The 17,351-nt window shown below is 40.7% G+C and carries 8 protein-coding genes; all 8 read left to right on the top strand.

The window, feature by feature from the left end; all coding sequences use genetic code 11:
* The first annotated feature begins 368 nt into the window (after window positions 1–368).
* Genes dpdE through VA249_RS09130 form a run of 8 tightly spaced genes read left to right on the top strand, consistent with a single transcriptional unit; the run spans window position 369 to window position 17,024 of the window.
* Entirely contained in the window at window positions 369–3,458 is a 3,090-nt protein-coding gene (dpdE, locus tag VA249_RS09165; RefSeq protein ID WP_221067772.1) for a protein DpdE, read from the top strand.
* A 2-nt stretch (window positions 3,459–3,460) separates the two neighbouring features.
* Window positions 3,461–5,872 (top strand): protein DpdF, encoded by a 2,412-nt coding sequence (gene dpdF / locus VA249_RS09160; protein WP_221067771.1) that lies wholly within the window; start codon window positions 3,461–3,463, stop codon window positions 5,870–5,872.
* A gap of 2 nt (window positions 5,873–5,874) precedes the next feature.
* Window positions 5,875–6,894: a protein DpdG gene (dpdG, locus tag VA249_RS09155; protein WP_221067770.1), complete on the top strand. Its 1,020-nt coding sequence runs from the start codon at window positions 5,875–5,877 to the stop codon at window positions 6,892–6,894.
* The gene (gene dpdH, locus VA249_RS09150) at window positions 6,891–10,103 is read left to right on the top strand and encodes a protein DpdH (RefSeq protein ID WP_275946574.1); all 3,213 of its coding nucleotides are present in this window, start codon (window positions 6,891–6,893) and stop codon (window positions 10,101–10,103) included. The genes dpdG and dpdH overlap by 4 nt, the downstream gene beginning before the upstream one ends.
* A complete protein-coding gene (gene dpdI, locus VA249_RS09145; RefSeq protein WP_221067768.1) occupies window positions 10,093–10,827 on the top strand; it encodes a protein DpdI in 735 nt (244 codons plus the stop codon). The genes dpdH and dpdI overlap by 11 nt, the downstream gene beginning before the upstream one ends.
* Window positions 10,827–15,260, top strand: a complete 4,434-nt coding sequence (gene dpdJ / locus VA249_RS09140) for a protein DpdJ (protein WP_221067767.1) — start codon at window positions 10,827–10,829, stop codon at window positions 15,258–15,260. Before dpdI ends, dpdJ begins: the two co-directional genes overlap by 1 nt.
* On the top strand, window positions 15,257–15,820 hold the full coding sequence (gene dpdK / locus VA249_RS09135) for a phospholipase D-like domain-containing protein DpdK (RefSeq protein WP_221067766.1): 564 nt from the start codon (window positions 15,257–15,259) through the stop codon (window positions 15,818–15,820). Before dpdJ ends, dpdK begins: the two co-directional genes overlap by 4 nt.
* Window positions 15,801–17,024 carry a hypothetical protein gene (locus tag VA249_RS09130; RefSeq protein ID WP_221067765.1) on the top strand — a complete coding sequence of 408 codons (1,224 nt, stop codon included), beginning with the start codon at window positions 15,801–15,803 and terminating at the stop codon, window positions 17,022–17,024. The genes dpdK and VA249_RS09130 overlap by 20 nt, the downstream gene beginning before the upstream one ends.
* The last annotated feature ends 327 nt before the right edge of the window (window positions 17,025–17,351 follow it).

The following is a 17,351-nucleotide window of genomic DNA, read 5'->3' as shown; positions in this document are numbered from 1 at the left end:
TTTTATGTTTGCAAACTCATAGGCGACATTGTTTGTCGCCTGTTGATTTAAGATTTACGGCGTACTTGCGGCCTTATAGATAGGGTTTGATGGAACTAGTGCCAATTACATTTATTGTAAGTGGTTTGTCATGAGATGCCTTTTTATAATTCTTGATTACGTAATGTCGTAACGAGGACTCTTAAGTCAGTGTGGAGTCTTGTGGCGTGATGGCTTTACCTAATTTTTGAGAAGGTTACGAGTGAGTGTTAAGTAGCCAAAATTAAATATTTGCTACTTTTATTGTAATTTATAAGTAACTTAGTGCGTATTAATTGTGATATATGCTAAGAATGACATTTAGTATAGTTGTTTAGTTTGAGGTATTCATGTCGTCGGTGAGAGTTGGTGCGTTGGTGAAGAGTCCGACCGCCTTTCGTGGTATTGGTAAAATTGTTTCTATTAACGCTCAAGATCAATCTGCGACAATTGGTTTTTTTGCGTCACCACTCCGCCCTTTGGCCAACACCATTGATGTGCCAGCGAGTGAGTTACGTGCAGTGACTTCTCTTGGCCTCAATACCGAGGTGTTTGTGCAGTTCCCTGGGTCTCATTCGTGGAAAATGGGGCACTACCAAGGGGAAAGACCAAATGAGCAAGCACTCATCTCATTTTCTCGAGAGATGAAAGGTGTCTATGACTTCGGTGATTTATTCATTCCGAATGCTTATCCTGCTGAGGAATTCGTTGTTGAAGAATTTCTAAAAGGGCAAGGTACTTCATCTCCTTTTCTTTGCAATGCATTAGCTAATTTCTATCAAGAGTACTTTTCTCAGCGACGCTCTTGTCGTTCAATTTCGGCGTTACTATCAAGCTCGGTTGAGTTAGAAAAACACCAACTTGCTGCTGTTTATGAGGTACTCAAAGACTCAGAAAAGAAATACTTGCTTTGTGATGAGGTGGGTTTGGGCAAAACGATCGAAGCTGGTTTTATCATTCGCCAGCATGTATTGGAGCGAGGCCGAGAATCAAAGGTACTTGTATTGGTCCCAGACGCGTTGACCCAACAATGGGAGCGAGAACTGTCAGATCGTTTCCATCTCGGATCGTTACTCAATACAGATGAAGATAATGCTGATCCAAATATTCATATTTTGACCTATACCCAGGCGCTGACGTATACATTCGAGCCAACGATGGTTGTTATTGATGAAGCTCATCAAATATCAAGCTATCCATTTAACGAAAATTGGTTAGAGAAAGAACTGTTCATTGCAATTTCAAAGCTCACCAATCATTCAGGCGTAACTCTGTTGCTAACGGGGACACCGATGGCTGGGCACGATTCGGCTTATTTGGCATTGCTGCACTTATTGAACGCCGATGACTTTCCATTGACTGATAGAACGATTGAACTGTTCAATAAGTTACTGCCGATTCAAGATCGAATTCGTGAGTTAAGCCGTATCTTTGTACCTGAGAATGAAGACTTTCTTCTTTATACGTCACTCAATGACTTATTGGATTTAGAGATTGGTGATCCTAACGTAGATGAAATGATAGAAGCGTTGCTTCCTCAGGTGAATATGTTTGCACTTGAAAAAGACCTTGAGTTACGTGACCGTCTCATCGGTGACCTGTCATCATATTTGAATAATAAGTGCCTTTTTAGTTACCGAATGATTCGTACCTCGAGATCAACAGGTTTATTGGATAATGACGTTAATGAAATTGAAAACCTGTTCCCTGGCCTAAATCCTGTTCAAACGGTTATATGGAATGCACCAAATAATGAAGCTTACCTAGACGAGCATTTTGAGCAGTATCGTTCTGAAATGGTGGGCAATGATACGTTTAAGCAATTGAATATCTCCCCGTTTAAGCAGTTAGTGGAAGCATTGCTAACCAGTCCAATTTCTTTCAAATCAGAAGTTGACCGCTATCTGAAAACCGTGACTTGTACCAGCGATGAACTTTCTCACTGGCAGTATATGCTAGAGCAATCCGATCGCGAGCAATTAAGCAAAAACAAAGCAACGGCCTTTGCGCTAACAAAATGGTTAGAGGATATGCCTGAAGGTAAGGCGGTTATTTTTTGCGGAGATTGTTTAACTGCCGACAATGTGTATCAGTTCCTTGTTGATAATATTTCAACTGGCGTAGAACGTCATCAACAAGGTAAAACTCCTGCCTTTGTTACCGATAGCGCAGTAAGAGTCTTGGTTTGTGATGAAAAAGGTGAAGATGGTTTGAACCTCCAGGGACAGCGTCGTCTAGCGATACATTACAGTATGCCAATGGAGATTAGCCGCATTGAGCAGCGTAATGGCCGCTTGAATCGATATAGTGCACTGTCGACCGGAGTGTACCCTATCGATACCATGATTCTATCGACGGAGAGACCCACACTGTATAGTAAGTGGCTCCAAGCGTTGACGATGGGAGTAGGTTGTTTTTCTCACTATCGTGCCAATATTCAAGATGAAATTGATACATTGCTAAACCAAGAAGTGTGGCCAGCGGTTTGGGAAGAGGGCTACCTTGCATTTGAAGATGCTGAAGTAAAGCTAAAAGATAAGACAAAGCAGACGTATGAGCACTTAGACATTATCGCTAAGCTTGCAACGGTAGATACCGATGCTGAAAAGGCAGAAAAACTATTGGCAGAAATGCGGCAAGATGATGAGAATTTTGAAGAGTCTTCCGCACTTACTGAGTGGATCACGCAAGGTATTTTATTCCAAAAGCTTCGCGGTGAAACCCAAGACCTTTATCGTTTTAAATATGCGTCAGGTTTAACCAAAATGCGATCGTCAACGTTAATCGACAAATGTATTGTTGGTCTTGATATTGAAGCATCAGATTACTCATCGCCAGTGACTCAAGAATTGTCCCTTTCACGAGTAAACAGTGTGAGGAATGGCAGTTACCCATTGCGATATGGGCAACCTTTTGTTGATGCGATAGCCGAGGCATCTTTACTATCACCACTAGGCAACTGTAGTGCAATTATACGTAAGCTCCCTTTCAAGCAGGAGCCGAAATTGTGTTTTGTGCCACAATGGTTGGTAGCAGGAGAGGCCGGTTCTACATCTGACCAAATCACTGTTGACGCCATATTTCCACCTGTTGTTTTTCAGGAGGTGTTTGGAGAAAGTGGTGATCTCATTCCACCAAATATGGCGACTTTAGTAAGAGGTGCGTACAGTACTAAAAATGGACAAGTTGAAATTGGGGGTAATCAAGTTCCATATAAGGACACCAATATCACTATTCAAGCTGATGACTCTAATACGGATCTATGGCAACTCATTGATCCGCTAGTGAGTAAGGAGCAGTTTATTAGTGCACTAGATTTAGTGCTCGAGAAAAGTAAGGCACTTGCTATCGAGAGGTTTGAACAACAAAGTGAATTCGAGGATGTTGTTTCTAAAGCGAAGTTGCTGACTTTGAAGTATGTATTGTTGATTGGTTCTTAGCTATGAAATTCTGTGAATTTTATCCAAATTACATGTTAGAAAACCTTAAGTCAGAGGTTGAGTTCTTCTTTGATTCTCAATTCAAGAGCCGTTTTATACAGGCATTGGATTCTCAGGAATTAACCCTGACGGAGTTCTGGTATTTAACCAAAGATTTACTGGCAACAGAAGAAGATCTAGATAGTGCGCGCTTGAGACTTGGCAAAAGGCCAAATCAAGAGGAGTTTGCCGCTGGAATTAGTGCTGGCTTAAAATTTGATCCAATTTCTGATTCTATAGCTTTGGAACCGGGTGCTGTAGATGAGTATGCTGATCCTGTTTATAAACAGGTGGTAAAGCGTTATTCCGAGCAACCACCACATGATCCTGTTTTAGACAAACTAAACCTGCCGTTTAACACTTATACAACGCCTGCACAGCGTGAGGCGGTGCGTTTGACGCTTGCTTCAAAGCCTGATGCTACAGTCATCGTGAATTTGCCAACGGGGTGTGGAAAAACTCTGGTCACTGAAACACTTACAGGGTTGAGTCGCGCGGATGAACTCACCATTGTAGTGATACCAACAACTGCGTTGGCACTTGATCAAGCCAAACGTATGAAAGCATCGATATCTCGAATGGGTTACCAACCTTGTGCTGAGTACGCATGGCGAGGAGAGTTAAGCAAAGATACGAAAGCTCAGATAAAGTCAGATATTTTATCTGGAAAGCAACGCGTGTTGTTTGTGTCGCCGGAATCTATGGTGAGTGGGATCCTGCCAACTCTGTTCAAAGCGGTTGAGTCCAAAATATTAAAGAATGTTGTGTTTGATGAGGCTCACCTAATTGACACTTGGGGGGATGATTTTAGACCAGAGTTTCAAAAATTAGGTGCATTATTAGAGGCGCTAAAAAAGAAAGGTGGTTGTTTTAGGAAAGTGTTTCTGTCCGCAACATTTACCGATCAGTCTCTTGTCACTATTCGAGCCTTGTTCGGTGATGCTCACACCAAACCGACTTTGATCAATGGTGCATTCTTACGCCCGGAACCTATTTGCTTGAAGCAAATGGTTAAAAAAGAAGACTACATATCAGCGGTGGTTAAAAAGGTAATTGGTTCTCCTAAGCCTTTGATTGTGTATGCATCTACCAAGCAAGAGTGTACTGATATCTATCAGCAACTATCGGCAAAAGGCGTCAATAGAGTTTGCTTGTTTACTGGAGATACGAGAGACACTCAACGCTCGGATATTATTGAAAAATGGGATGCCAACAACTTAGATATTATTGTAGCAACGACAGCTTTTGGTGTTGGTATGGATAAAGGTGACGTACGAACAATAATTCATGCTGGCTTGAGCCAAAATATTGATGGCTATTATCAAGAAATAGGTCGAAGTGGTCGAGATGGAAAAGCTTCGTACTGTGAAGTGATTTATCACAGCGGCCAACTTACCAATCGTAGTCGCAGTAACACAATTGGTATTGAACTGGGTTTTGAACGTTGGAACTCAATGTGGAAACAGCGTTTTGAAGTCGGTGATAACTTATTTGAGATTAAGGTAAACACTCAGGCAAGTCATATAGAGAAAAATTCTGATGCTAACGCAACATGGAACTGGAAAACGCTGTTACTTATGCAACGTGCAGGTTTGCTGCGTTTGTGTTATCCAGACGCCTCACTAGTCCCGGATAATGAAGAGAGTTGGGCTAAATTTTGGTCTGATTTTACCAACAAAGTTGTGGTAGAAGTGACCCATGATAGACATGTAATCAAGGATACATGGGAAGATTTGGTTAATGCACACCGTGCCCAAGAAAACAAAGTTCTCAACAACCGTGGGGAGTTATTGCTTGATTGGATCACTAATAAAAAGCCCCTAGGCGAAGTTTTGCAGGAAAGCTTCATGCTAGACAATTTTATGCCATTGAAAGTATGTGGTCGAAGCGATGTTGAAAATGGAAGAGCTTCTCACAAGACGTTAGTCGGCGATGTTTTTACTGTATCTCAACCAATCTGTAACTCGAACAATCTTTATCAGTTTTATTTCGAGGCGACATCAGACTTTGTCGAACGTTTGATAAATGTATTCAAACAGAAAGTAAATGAGGAAGAGGTTACAACACTAGTTTGTAGCGAGCATTTTTTACAACAAGCAAAACCTTATTTGGATAACTACGCTAATAAGGTTTGGTTCCATATTCCATTTAGTCAATACGAATGTAATGATCAAATGTTGTATGAGCATCGAAAATTCATCATACAGGATGAAACCGACATAAACTCAACATTAAAGGTGCCAATCACCTTTATGGAAAAATTTACTAATTATTATTTTGGAAACTCCGAATTAAAAGATCCGATGAACGACCACAGAAAATGGTGGGAGTCGAGTAACAACATTAAAAATATAACCACTTTAGCGAATTTGTAATTATGGCAATTATTAACAACGCACACCCAGGTAGTCATATACCGACATTACAACTAATAGATGAGTTGTTGAATAGCAGAAAATCCAAAAAAAGTGAATCAGCAATATTAGAATCAAAATTGCTCAGTTCAACGATGCCTGATGCACTTTATTTAAAACAGGGTTCTGATGGTGAATTTGAACTTAATGAAAATGCCAAGAAAAAGATGCGAGAATCTTTGTCTTTTTGGGGTAAATATGGGCTTTGGTCGGTATCTTCGTCAGAAGAGGGAAAAGCATATTCTGCAATGAGTCCTCTCTGTAACTCTTCAAACCTGCCCAAGCGCATTATAGATATTATATCTAAACAGTATATTAAAGATGGCGAACTAATTATCTCATTGGATGATTACTTCAAAGATGACGATTTATCTAAAGACTTTTCGTTGTTTGTATTGGCGATGTGCTTTTTCTTGTATCAAGAAGAGTTAACATTTGTAAAAAACACTTCATTCACAGCAACTGAAGCTTATGAATTGATGGTGAGTAGTGTTGTTCCTGATGCGGCTAGAATTACCTACAACAAAACAAATGAGTCTGCTGGCGTAATTAATTACGGACACATGCTCGGATTTTTAGAGGTCGTAGGTAGAGACACCTACATTCCAGATCCGACGAGGTTTATACAGTGGCACTTGGACAGTATTTTTGATTCCGAAAGTGAAATGTCTCTTCAAGAGTTTCTTGACCAATTAAACCGTATTTTGCCGATCTTTGATACTGGAGTATATCAAACTGAACTTTCCAATCCGCATCAGGAACCGTATCCGTATCTCAATACCAAGAGACCAGAACTCGTATCTCGTGTCGGTAATATTCGACTTTCTTCAGCAATGAGTCTTGCTCTTTTCCGTTTGGAGGCGATGAATCTTCTTCGTCTAGAAGCACGGTCAGACAGTAGTCAGCGATTTGAATTGACGTTACCGAAGTCGACGATCACAGAAGTCACGAACATCAGATTTAATAGAGCGGAACAAAAATGAGTATCCAAGCATATTGGCCAAGCCTCAAAAATATTGAAACCTGCATCCTGAGCGAAGCCGAACGATTGAGTGATAAGTTGCTTCTTGCAGTACATCACCCAATGAAGTTAGTTGTGACTTCTTACGGCTCAGAAGAAATACTTGTTAAAAGTCAGCAGGATTTGCTGGAGCAACTGTTAGCGCATAATCATATCATTCCCCTCGTCGGAGAATCTGGTAGCGGTAAGTCTCACTTGATACGTTGGTTGAACGCTGTTGCTAACAATCACCCTAAAGCAGAGCAAGAGAAGTGGCATATTATTCGGATTCCAAAGAATGCGAGTTTATCTCAAGTGTTAGAGATTCTACTTCGTGGTTTGGAAGGCGATATATTTGACAATGCGCGCGATCAAATAGGTAAAGTCGCTAATTCCCTAGATCGTGACACAACCACAAGCCTAATGTTTGCGCATATTGTCGAAGCGTTTCGAGAAGTCCCTGCACGGCTGCAAAAACAGCATCAAGCGCTCCAGTCTGAAGGTAAAATGACTCAAGAAAAAGGGCAACAGTTTATGGCAGAAATGTCATTTGCCAGTGAACTACAGCACTTTTTTGATGATCCACACATTAAAGCCAATTTCTCTGGCAAAGATTCAGCGGTTAGAGGCCGGGTTTCACGATTGATTGAAATTAAGTCTTATGCGGAACTTTTAGAAGATAATTTTCAAGTTGTTGCTGAAGATTTCAAATTCGCTAGTGGTGATGAGGTCTCAACACAATTGGGCGCGAGAGCACGTAAAGCCTATGCTAACCTGCAATTGGAATCAGATGCTGCCAAACGTCAAATGGCCGCAGAGATGACGAACAAAGCGATTGAACGAGCTTGTAAGCTAATGTTCAATCGCCTATTTCAGTTCAGCACGGGTAACTTTCAAGATTTATTCAAAGAGATCCGGAAGTATCTATTGAAGCAAAACAGGACCTTGGTCGTTCTAGTCGAAGACCTTGCGGCGATTTCATCCATCGATGATGTGCTGATAGAAAGTCTTTTAGAGCAAGATATAGATGATGGAGTACAAGTGCTCTGTCCTATGAAGTCCGTGATTGCAACGACGGATGATCTAGAGAGTTACAAGAGTCACCGAAATACAATTTGGACTCGAGGTCGTTTTGAGTGGCGATTGCCAACGGATTTCGATGTTGAGAACTTTCCTGAGCTTAAGTTTACACCTAAGGATGTCGTTGATTTTTGTGCACGCTACTTGAATGCTGCTCGTCATGGTGTCGATGCACTTGATAGTTTGATAAATATCAAAGAGATTGAGACCGAGTTAGAAGCCTGGAGTATTGACCTGGAAGAATCAGATCAAAAGGCGTTAGATGATTTTGGTTATTCTAACGTCTCCATATCCTCTGACAGTTCTGGAGAAAATGGAATTCCTCTGTTTCCATACAACAAACAAGCAATTACAAAGTTAGCTAAGAAGCATGTTTTTAAAGGAAACCGAACTCGATTTAATCCTCGGGTAGTTATCCAGGAGGTATTATTGGCTATTCTCCGCGATCATCGAGAACGTTTTATTCAAAATGGTTACCCAAGTGCTTGGTTTGAAGAGCAACTTAGTGAGTTTCGTAATGATGAAACGGCTATGGTAGTTGACCGAAACATCCAAGGCAAAGATATGGTAAGGCGTTTAATTGGCTTTATGTCTTTGTACTCGGACGCTGCTACGAGCGAAGATTGTTTCAAACAATTATCTAAGCGACAGGCTCTAGCCTTTAGTCTAGATGCTTCATTATTCTCCGAAGAAATTTCTTTGGAAGCGACTGGTCAAGCGGTAGTCAACCCGACTCCTGGTAGGCGTGAAAACGTTGGGGGGGGATCGACTAACACTGAAGACAAGAAACGTAAACAAGATGATTCGAAAACTTCAGGTGCAAAACAAGTATCTAAAGCAGAATCACAGCATGATGAAGTTGTTAAAATAGTAAATGCATGGTTCTCGGGAAAATCAGTTTTAGAGCAAACACCTAGTAATGCATTGCGACTAGCTCTTTTTCAAATGCTTGAACAACAGAAAGGGTTTGCTGACTATTCGGTAAATACAAACAACGTATGGGGTGGAAAAAACCAGAGTCTATTGAACGCTTTCTTGAAGCAAGGCGCATTAACCTTAATCTATTTACCTGGTTCTCGCTCAAACCATCAAAACTCAAAAGTAAATGCTTTTGGTGATAAAGAGTTATCGCCATCTCTTGATGCCTTGCTGTTAAAGAAGCAAATGATAGCTATTATGCGCTATGCAGTTGAAAATAAATTAGATAATAATGATAAAAACATTCAAAGGCCTGGTTGGTCATACGAGCAAGGACTAGAAGACTACGCACTATACATGCAATTTGCGCAGAAATGGGTGCCAGTCGCTATGGCAAGGTGTTTGGAGTTAGCAAAGCAAACGGCGCACACTCCAATTAGCAATCATGTCGCGTTAGCTAATAGCATGGGATTTGAATTATCAGGTATCGACAAGGCACTAAATCAGTTAGTAAAAACGTCGAGCCAGATTAAAAGTGAACTGCCACCGGCAATCAATCCACAACATAAAGCTGTATTCGACACATGGCTGATAGAGTGGGATGAATTGCGAACCAAGTGGCTAAACACCATGTTAATAGGTAACAATGCCGTACATCCTGTTACTTTCGCCAATGCATTTCGTAATAGAGACAAAGTCGTTAGGTCGACCAGTGAGTTAGCCAATGTTATTCGAGAAGTAAAGGTCACCAGTACTTCATTAAGAGAGTATTTGGAGGGTTCTGAAACGAAAGAACAACTTCGGGAATTATTAGAACTACTGGACATCAGTTATAAAAATATTCCAGCAGAGATGATGCCTAGTTATGACGTGAGCATAAAAACCGTGCGCTCGAGAGTTAAGCAATTGGGTGAAATAGTGACCTCTCAGACGCCTAAGTCGGTCATTGCTCTAAACCAAACTCAAGATGATCCTGTGAAATTATTAAATAAAATCAGTGGAGTAGAACTGGATCTTTGGATAAAAGTGCTCAATGACTGGAAAGCAATATCTCCAAAAGTAGATAAAAACATCAGAGAATTTAACGCTAAGAATGGCGTCAGCCAAATCGAAACCTACAAAAAAGTGATAAATGATCGTCTTTCATGTGTAGAAAAATCTTTACAAATTTTAGGAGTTGCGCATGAGTCTTAAACGCCAAATAGAAGAACTTAACGAGCAAATTGGGTATTACCATAACAGTGCAAACCTGGAAGACCAGATGAACGCACTTAAGACGATCTCTACGCGCATCGCTAACCCCTCTAGCCGAATTGAAGAAGAGGCTAAGAAATTAGAGTGCCTTAAGTTGATTGATGGGGTTGATCTCTATTGTGAGGGCGGAGAGTTAGCGCTAGAGACGGCTAGAGAACGATATTTGGCATTTAAGACCCTTTGGGGAGAGATTGAAGACCAAAGCTTGGCTGATGAAGCAAACACTCTTTATGAAATGACTCAGGCTGTTAGCAAGACTGCTAACTTATTCTCTGAAAATCACCAGGTTATTTGGCAAGAGTGGGCGGAAGAGCAAAATAGCTTAACGAATGTCAATGATGTGATTTTAGAACAACAGAAAGTCCCTCATGGTAATTTTGAACTCTACAACAATTACAAAAGATCAAAGAGAGAGTTTGATAGTCAAATAGGTAGCTTCACTTTTGATCAAGGGCAGTTAGCCAGAATTCAGCAGTTTGCAAAACAGTGTGTAGAATTCAAATCTCAAATGAATACCGAGGCTTTGCCTGGAGGTGTAAAAAAACTATTTGATGCCCTACAAAATCCTGGTGCAGTGGCGTTTGTATCTATGCTGACCCCAGAAGTTATGGATTGGTTAGAAAAGAACAATAAACTCGATACATTGATGGTAAAACAAAGATAATGACCACGATCGATAAAGATAAGCTCATTGAAGCATTAGATAAAATAGAAGACAAAGAATCTGAGTTATTGGCTTGGGGGGACGTTGAAGTATTCTCTACCCGCGCGGAAATTGAGTCTAGCCTTAAAGATGTCGGGGTTTCTGACTATTATGTGAACGATTATTTTGACGCTCTTGTAGAGCGTCGTTTTATCTTTCCGATTGATAATGATGGCTATCGAACACGAATGGCAGAGACGGTGCGCTTGCAAGTGTTGTCTCGCCAGTGGTTCTCTAAACAAGAAATTGAGGACGCTAAACCGCTAATATCGGACTTTCGTTTTTTAAAGCGACCGCGCCAATATCCAAAGCGAGATAACGATGCACAAGCTTTAATTACTCAATGGGAGCAAAAGAATCTATTTCAGTCATCGAATGAGAAAGCCATTCTTAGTAGTTTATTGAAAAAAGGAGATGACTGGTTTCAGTTGTCAGGCTTTCAGGTGCGCTCGACAGAGCGCATCCTTACAAAATATGAGCAGCATAGGCGTAAAAGGGCTTATCATCCTAGCGCGACGATTGTTTGTGCTGGCACAGGTAGTGGTAAAACACTCTCTTTTTACCTACCCGCGATGACTAAACTGGCAGCCGATTTAATTAATGATGATGATCGACGAGTACGCATTCTTGCGATTTATCCTCGTAAAGAACTTCTGAAAGACCAGTTTTCGGAAACCTATCGAGAAGCACGTAAGTTGGATGATTTCTTAGAATCCAAAGGTAAGCGAAAAATCACCATTGGCACGTTTTATGGTGATACGTTATCTGAGCGTTATGCAGATGATGGTGCGGTATTTGGGCCAATGGTTTGCCCAAAACATGACTGTGGTGGCATCCTAAAATTTAATAAGCAATCAAAACAGGTGGTTTGCTCGACCTGTCATGCGATTCTTTCTTCCGAGGAAGTCATCACCACACGAGAAGGTGCTCAAAAAAATCCCCCTGATATCCTTTTTACAACAACAGAAATGTTGAACCAGCGTCTTAGTGACAAGAATTTCAATCAGCTTTTTGGTGTAAACGAAAGTAACATTGCTATACCTTTGGTTTTGCTTGATGAGGTGCATACTTATGAAGGTAGTAGCGGAGCGCAAACCTCATTTCTATTGAAACGCTGGATGGCATTTAGTGGTATTAAGCCCCATTTTGTTGGTTTATCTGCAACGCTTGCTGATGCAAAGAACTTCTTTGCGGATCTTACTGGCACCTTGCCCCAAAATACCGAATTGGTTGAGTCATTTGAGCGAGAGATTGAGGAAGAAGGTGCTGAATATCTATTAGCACTTCGTGGAGATCCTGCCTCTCAAACAGGTCTTCTTTCTGCAACAATTCAGGCTACGATGCTTGGAAGTCGTATGCTGGATACCCATGTCGGTGTAAAGAGAAATATATCGGACGATGTATTTGGTCAAAAGGCTTTTGTGTTTACCGATGATCTTGATGTTATTAACCGTCTTTACAACGATTATTTGGATGCAGAAGGTAAGCAAGACTTTTTTGGACAATTACGGCCGAGCTTAAGAAATGAAAAGCCGTTAGCTTATTTACGTTCTTCTGAAAATACGAATTGCTCACTAGCGCTTAAGCGTCAACTTGGGCAAGACTGGTCTGCTACTGAAGGAATTGGTCACAATCTTGAACAAGCTAACATTGTTGAGCGCACATCAAGTCAGGATAGTGGTGTTAACCAAGGTGCAAATGTGGTTGTTGCAACCGCTTCATTAGAAGTTGGCTATAACGATCCTACAGTAGGTGCTGTAATTCAACATAAAGCGCCAAGAAACGTAGCATCTTATCTACAACGTAAGGGACGAGCTGGGCGTCGACGCGGTATGCGACCGTGGATGTATACTATTTTGTCTGATTTTGGCCGAGATAGGATTGCCTTTCAGCAGTATGAGCAACTCATTGACCCTAAAGTCAGTACCACTAAGTTGCCGACAGAAAACTCGCATATTCATAAGATGCACGCCTCTCTTGCTACATTGGAGTGGTTTGTTAAAAATGACTCTCAGCTAAAATGGTTAAATATTTGGAGCGCATTAAAAGACCCGCAGAAAAATGCAGAAAGGCTCGAGAAATTACACCGCGCAGTGAGTGAATTGTTGGGCAACCCTTCAAAGATAGCGCAATTAACCACCCACATAAAAAATACGCTGGGGCTGAACGATGAGCAAGTTAAAGTGGTTATGTGGGCTCCACCTCGTTCAATAATGATGTCTTTTCTTCCTGAACTTGAACAAAATCTCGCATATAGTTGGGGAGCAAGAGGTCAGTATTGGCAGGGAATAGGTGATGGTAATTCAGGGCCAATGCCTAAATACATTGCATCTCAGTTGTTTTCTGGACTCAACACTCAAGGCCTATCGGTTGTACTGGATCGCTCGACTAAGAATGAGCAATGCTATAAACGAGAGAACATGGCTTTCTTTCAGACTCTTAAGGAGTTTGCTCCGGGGCGAATGTCTAAACGTTACACGGTTAAGGCGTTGAATGTACCGGACTGGTTGGTACCTGTAAATTTCGAACCCACGCCCGGTCAGAAAGACATTTTAGGGTTTGATATTGAAGATGCTTTCGGTGACGTAAGCAAACAAGTGTTGCAAGATTATGTCGAGTTTGATGGCAACCAAATAGCAGTTTATCAGCCTAGGTTCGTTAAAACCACGCGAGCGATGAACAAAACGCTTACTAATAAAAGCAGTAGCATTCTTCAGTGGCATTTTGATATTCGTGAGCCTTCGATCAGTAATTTGACACCGGTACCGAAAAATAGCGAATGGTTTGAAGTGTTGAAGTCTATCGACTTTTTTACACATGACAACTCCACGTCAGTAGAATTGATTCGATTTTGTACAGGAGCAAAAGCAAGTATTCCATTTGCTCAAAAAGGTCTAGATCCAGCAAACATATTTTTTCAATGGCAACAGAAAAATGCGCAAGTTGCTATAGGAACTAAATTGTGGGTCGATAGTGCGAAATTTAGTTTTGAGTTTTCTGAGGAGAAAATTCAACAGTTGCTCTCGCATAACGATAACCAGAAAGGTCTTTATTATCAGTATTTACATGACACTTTTCTAAATTCAGACCAGTTCGAACATGAGTACTTCTTGGCGAACTGGATATTTGAATGTGTTATGTCGGCATTGTTTGTAATTTGTCATGAAAGAAAATTAGCACTGAATGATGCCTTTGAAGTCCTTTGTTCATCTACTGGTAAACAATTGTTGCTTGAGGTGGTGAATGGTATGTTCCAACGTCGTAGCACAGAGGTTGGGGATGAAGAGCAAGGTTTGCATCAGCGTCTATCAGACTATTTTGAAAGTGATTCCAACATGGCCGCAGTTAGGTGTGCACTTGACCTTGATCCTTGTTACGGGCAATCGGAGCACTATTTTGAGTGGGGCAAAAAGGTTCTAGGGCAGACTTTGTGCGGCGGTATTAATGCGATGTTCTTGAAGTTGGTATCTGATGTTTCGGAGCAGTCATTTAATCTCGATCATAGTTGGGATGGGGATAAGTTAAACATCTGGTTGAATGAAAACGAAGTCGGTGGGATTGGTTATATCACTAAGTTCAGAGAGGCATATAGGGAAGATCCACTTCGTACGTTGGGTTGTCTAAGTCATGCGTTTGAGACTGGAGAGTATGAGCAGGTAAACTTTGATCTACAACATTTCTTGTTAGAGTTATCTCAAAATCAAGTGTTGCAGCAGGGTGTAAATAATATTCGTTCGGCGAATAGTTTAGATGACCGTTCACAAGCGACAAAAGCGCTGAAGTTGCAAATCTCTCGATTAGGTATCTTACCGTCACATGCTTGGAATAGTGTGCTTTATTCTCGCATCCTGAAAAAAGGTGCTAATTCTTCTACGGATCAACGTCTTGTAGATTTGCTCGAGGAATGGAGTAATTATGAAGCGTGTGTAGATATCGAGATTCCATTGCATATTGTTGCTTATCTTGCGGCGCGTAACATAGGAGGTACGCATAGCGACATTTATAGCAATAAAAACCGTATCCAGTCTCAATTATGGCAGCGTGGTGCAATGATTCGAGAGCAAGAGTTAGGTTTTTATAACCAGTTTAGCGCAGATAAAAATAAGACTGAACGCCTTCTATTAACTCAAATTATCACGGCGAAAGATGTTATGGTCGATTTCGATCCTATTGGAACTTGGCGTAACAAACTATCAGCTGAGTTAAAATTATCAGGTAAGTGTATCTTGGTATTTAACGGTGGGGACAGGTCACAAGTAAAATCTGTGCTTAGTGAGTTAAATGTTAGCATGATTGAATACAATAAGATGATGTTCTATCCACGAATAACGAAAGTTCAAGCTCGTTTATCAGCAATGCATATCACGGTTGAAGTGAGGGATATCCTCCAATGATGATTCAAACAGAGCGCTCTATTGAGACAAAAGAAGCGATAGGTCGAGCCCATGTCAAAGATCTTCTCACCTCTATATTGGTGGGCGAGGCTTTAAACCCTGGAGAGATCTATATATTAAGCCCATGGATTTCTGATTTTCCTGTTTTAGATAATACATCTGGCAATTTTGATTCGATAAACCCTGCTTGGGGACATCGCCAAATTTATTTTTTTGAATTGTTGCAAAATTGTGTTGAAGCAGGTGCGACGCTAAAACTAGCCATTCGTGAAAACAGAGACAAAATATATTTGTTAGAGCAAGCGTTAAAGAACTATCCGAGCCGATTTGTGGTTGCTGAACATAAAGACTTACACGAAAAGGGCTTGCTCACGGATTCATGTTTGATACGTGGTTCGATGAACTTTACCTTTTTTGGTGCAAGTATCAATTTCGAAGGAATTACCTACACCACTAACCCGAGTGCGATTGCAGAAAAGAAAAACACGTATGAAGATTTGTACTTCTCCAACCTTGTTGCAACGGTAGATGAGGAGGAAGATGATGACTGGTTATTCTAATCAAATATTACAAGGCTTTTTCAAGGGGGAGAATAAGATCATCCCTAACAGTCAATGGCATGAAAAAGTGAACAATGCACAGGCTCAACTGGAAAGTGGCAGTGCGATCAAATATATGGTCGGCTACCCTCAAGGTTCATCACCAAGTTTTTACATACTGTGTGATAGTGAAGAGTTAATGGAGCATACCAAAGATTGGTTAAATTGCGCTTTACCCCGCTATTACTGTCAGTTTGCACGCCCTTGTAAAACAGCAGAATATGACTTTGAAGGTGTATTACTTCAGCATTGGCAACATGGATTTCTCAAAGTTACGGTTTGGGGACGAGAGAGTTTAGGTATCGATCAAGCCAAATACCGTATGTTTTTGCCAGAAGCGATGAAGCAGAGTCAAGAGGCGTTGAACAGGTTGATTACTCGCTATCTGAGTTCCCCTGTGATAAATCGCCAGACCTCAAAACCAATTGGGATGCTGGTGAAAGGCTTCATTGATGCATACGAAAATCATGATCATGCATCGATGGTTGAGCACTATGATTCGATTGCGAGCAGTGAAGACATTGAGCGCCGCAACAAAGATACGTTAAAGTTCATGTTGCTTGAGGCAGAAGAGAAATGGGAACAGATCATTGAATTTGCTCGTCAAAGAAATGTATCTGCTCAGGTTATTTCGAGTGGTGTCAGTGTCGCTATCATGCACGCTGTTATTTCACTGTCTACCGCGAGTGATAAAGGGATAAATTCGTTTGAGTTGGATTGGCCGTCAATGTATGAAAGATCCATTGAGTTTTTGCCCATTTTTACCAAACCACCATTATTTGAAAGCGAGAAACAGTGGAAATTATGGGCAGTGTTGGTTCATCTATTTAAGATAGAGCAGGGGTTTGATAAAGCAAAACCTCATCTAGATGAAGAATGGTTGAATACACTTATTGAACAAGATACCAGTGTCAATGCTCTGCCGATACATATTGAGACGAAGTTAGATTTAACCACACAGGTTCATGACCAAGAGTCTATATTATTTGTACTTAATTATGCACAAACGTGTCATGAATGCGAGGTGATGCAGATTTATGAATGGCTAGAGAGTGCTCCTATATCTCTAAAGATTAATCTTAAACAGGATTGTTTATACTATCGTTTGTGGTCTAAATTAGAAGAAAGTGCTTTAGCCAGTCTTAGGTTGCAAAAAGGCATATAAAATAAAAGTGTTGTTAGCAATAACCTAGTCCTAGATTGTATTTGACATGACGAATTCCAACGAAAAAGTCCATGTCCCTAGAGGCGAAAAAACTCAATATTGATGGATAAATGTGTTTAAAATGTGACTTGTGTAGCAAAGGCTAAAAAGTATAAATATGAGGATAAATTATTTTTCAAACTCCGTTTATTCTTTTAATATTAATAGTTTACCGTTGTGGTTCGCCGTCCTCACTCACTGCTACATTCAAGCTCCTAGAAATTCCTAGGGGCTTTACTCGTTTTATAACTCATGAACTCAAACAAATCCTAAATAAACTTAAATACA

The sequence above is a fragment of the Vibrio alfacsensis genome, assembly GCF_019670485.1.
GTDB classification, from domain to species: domain Bacteria; phylum Pseudomonadota; class Gammaproteobacteria; order Enterobacterales; family Vibrionaceae; genus Vibrio; species Vibrio alfacsensis.
The sequence above is the reverse complement of the archived record's forward strand: the minus strand, read 5'-3'. Positions and strand labels throughout refer to the sequence as shown.

Excerpts from the sequence above, each read along its gene's own strand:
- dpdE (WP_221067772.1), top strand. The coding sequence starts at position 369 with ATGTCGTCGGTGAGAGTTGGTGCGTTGGTGAAGAGTCCGACCGCCTTT.
- dpdF (WP_221067771.1), top strand. The coding sequence starts at position 3,461 with ATGAAATTCTGTGAATTTTATCCAAATTACATGTTAGAAAACCTTAAG.
- dpdG (WP_221067770.1), top strand. The coding sequence starts at position 5,875 with ATGGCAATTATTAACAACGCACACCCAGGTAGTCATATACCGACATTA.
- dpdH (WP_275946574.1), top strand. The coding sequence starts at position 6,891 with ATGAGTATCCAAGCATATTGGCCAAGCCTCAAAAATATTGAAACCTGC.
- dpdI (WP_221067768.1), top strand. The coding sequence starts at position 10,093 with ATGAGTCTTAAACGCCAAATAGAAGAACTTAACGAGCAAATTGGGTAT.
- dpdJ (WP_221067767.1), top strand. The coding sequence starts at position 10,827 with ATGACCACGATCGATAAAGATAAGCTCATTGAAGCATTAGATAAAATA.
- dpdK (WP_221067766.1), top strand. The coding sequence starts at position 15,257 with ATGATGATTCAAACAGAGCGCTCTATTGAGACAAAAGAAGCGATAGGT.
- VA249_RS09130 (WP_221067765.1), top strand. The coding sequence starts at position 15,801 with ATGATGACTGGTTATTCTAATCAAATATTACAAGGCTTTTTCAAGGGG.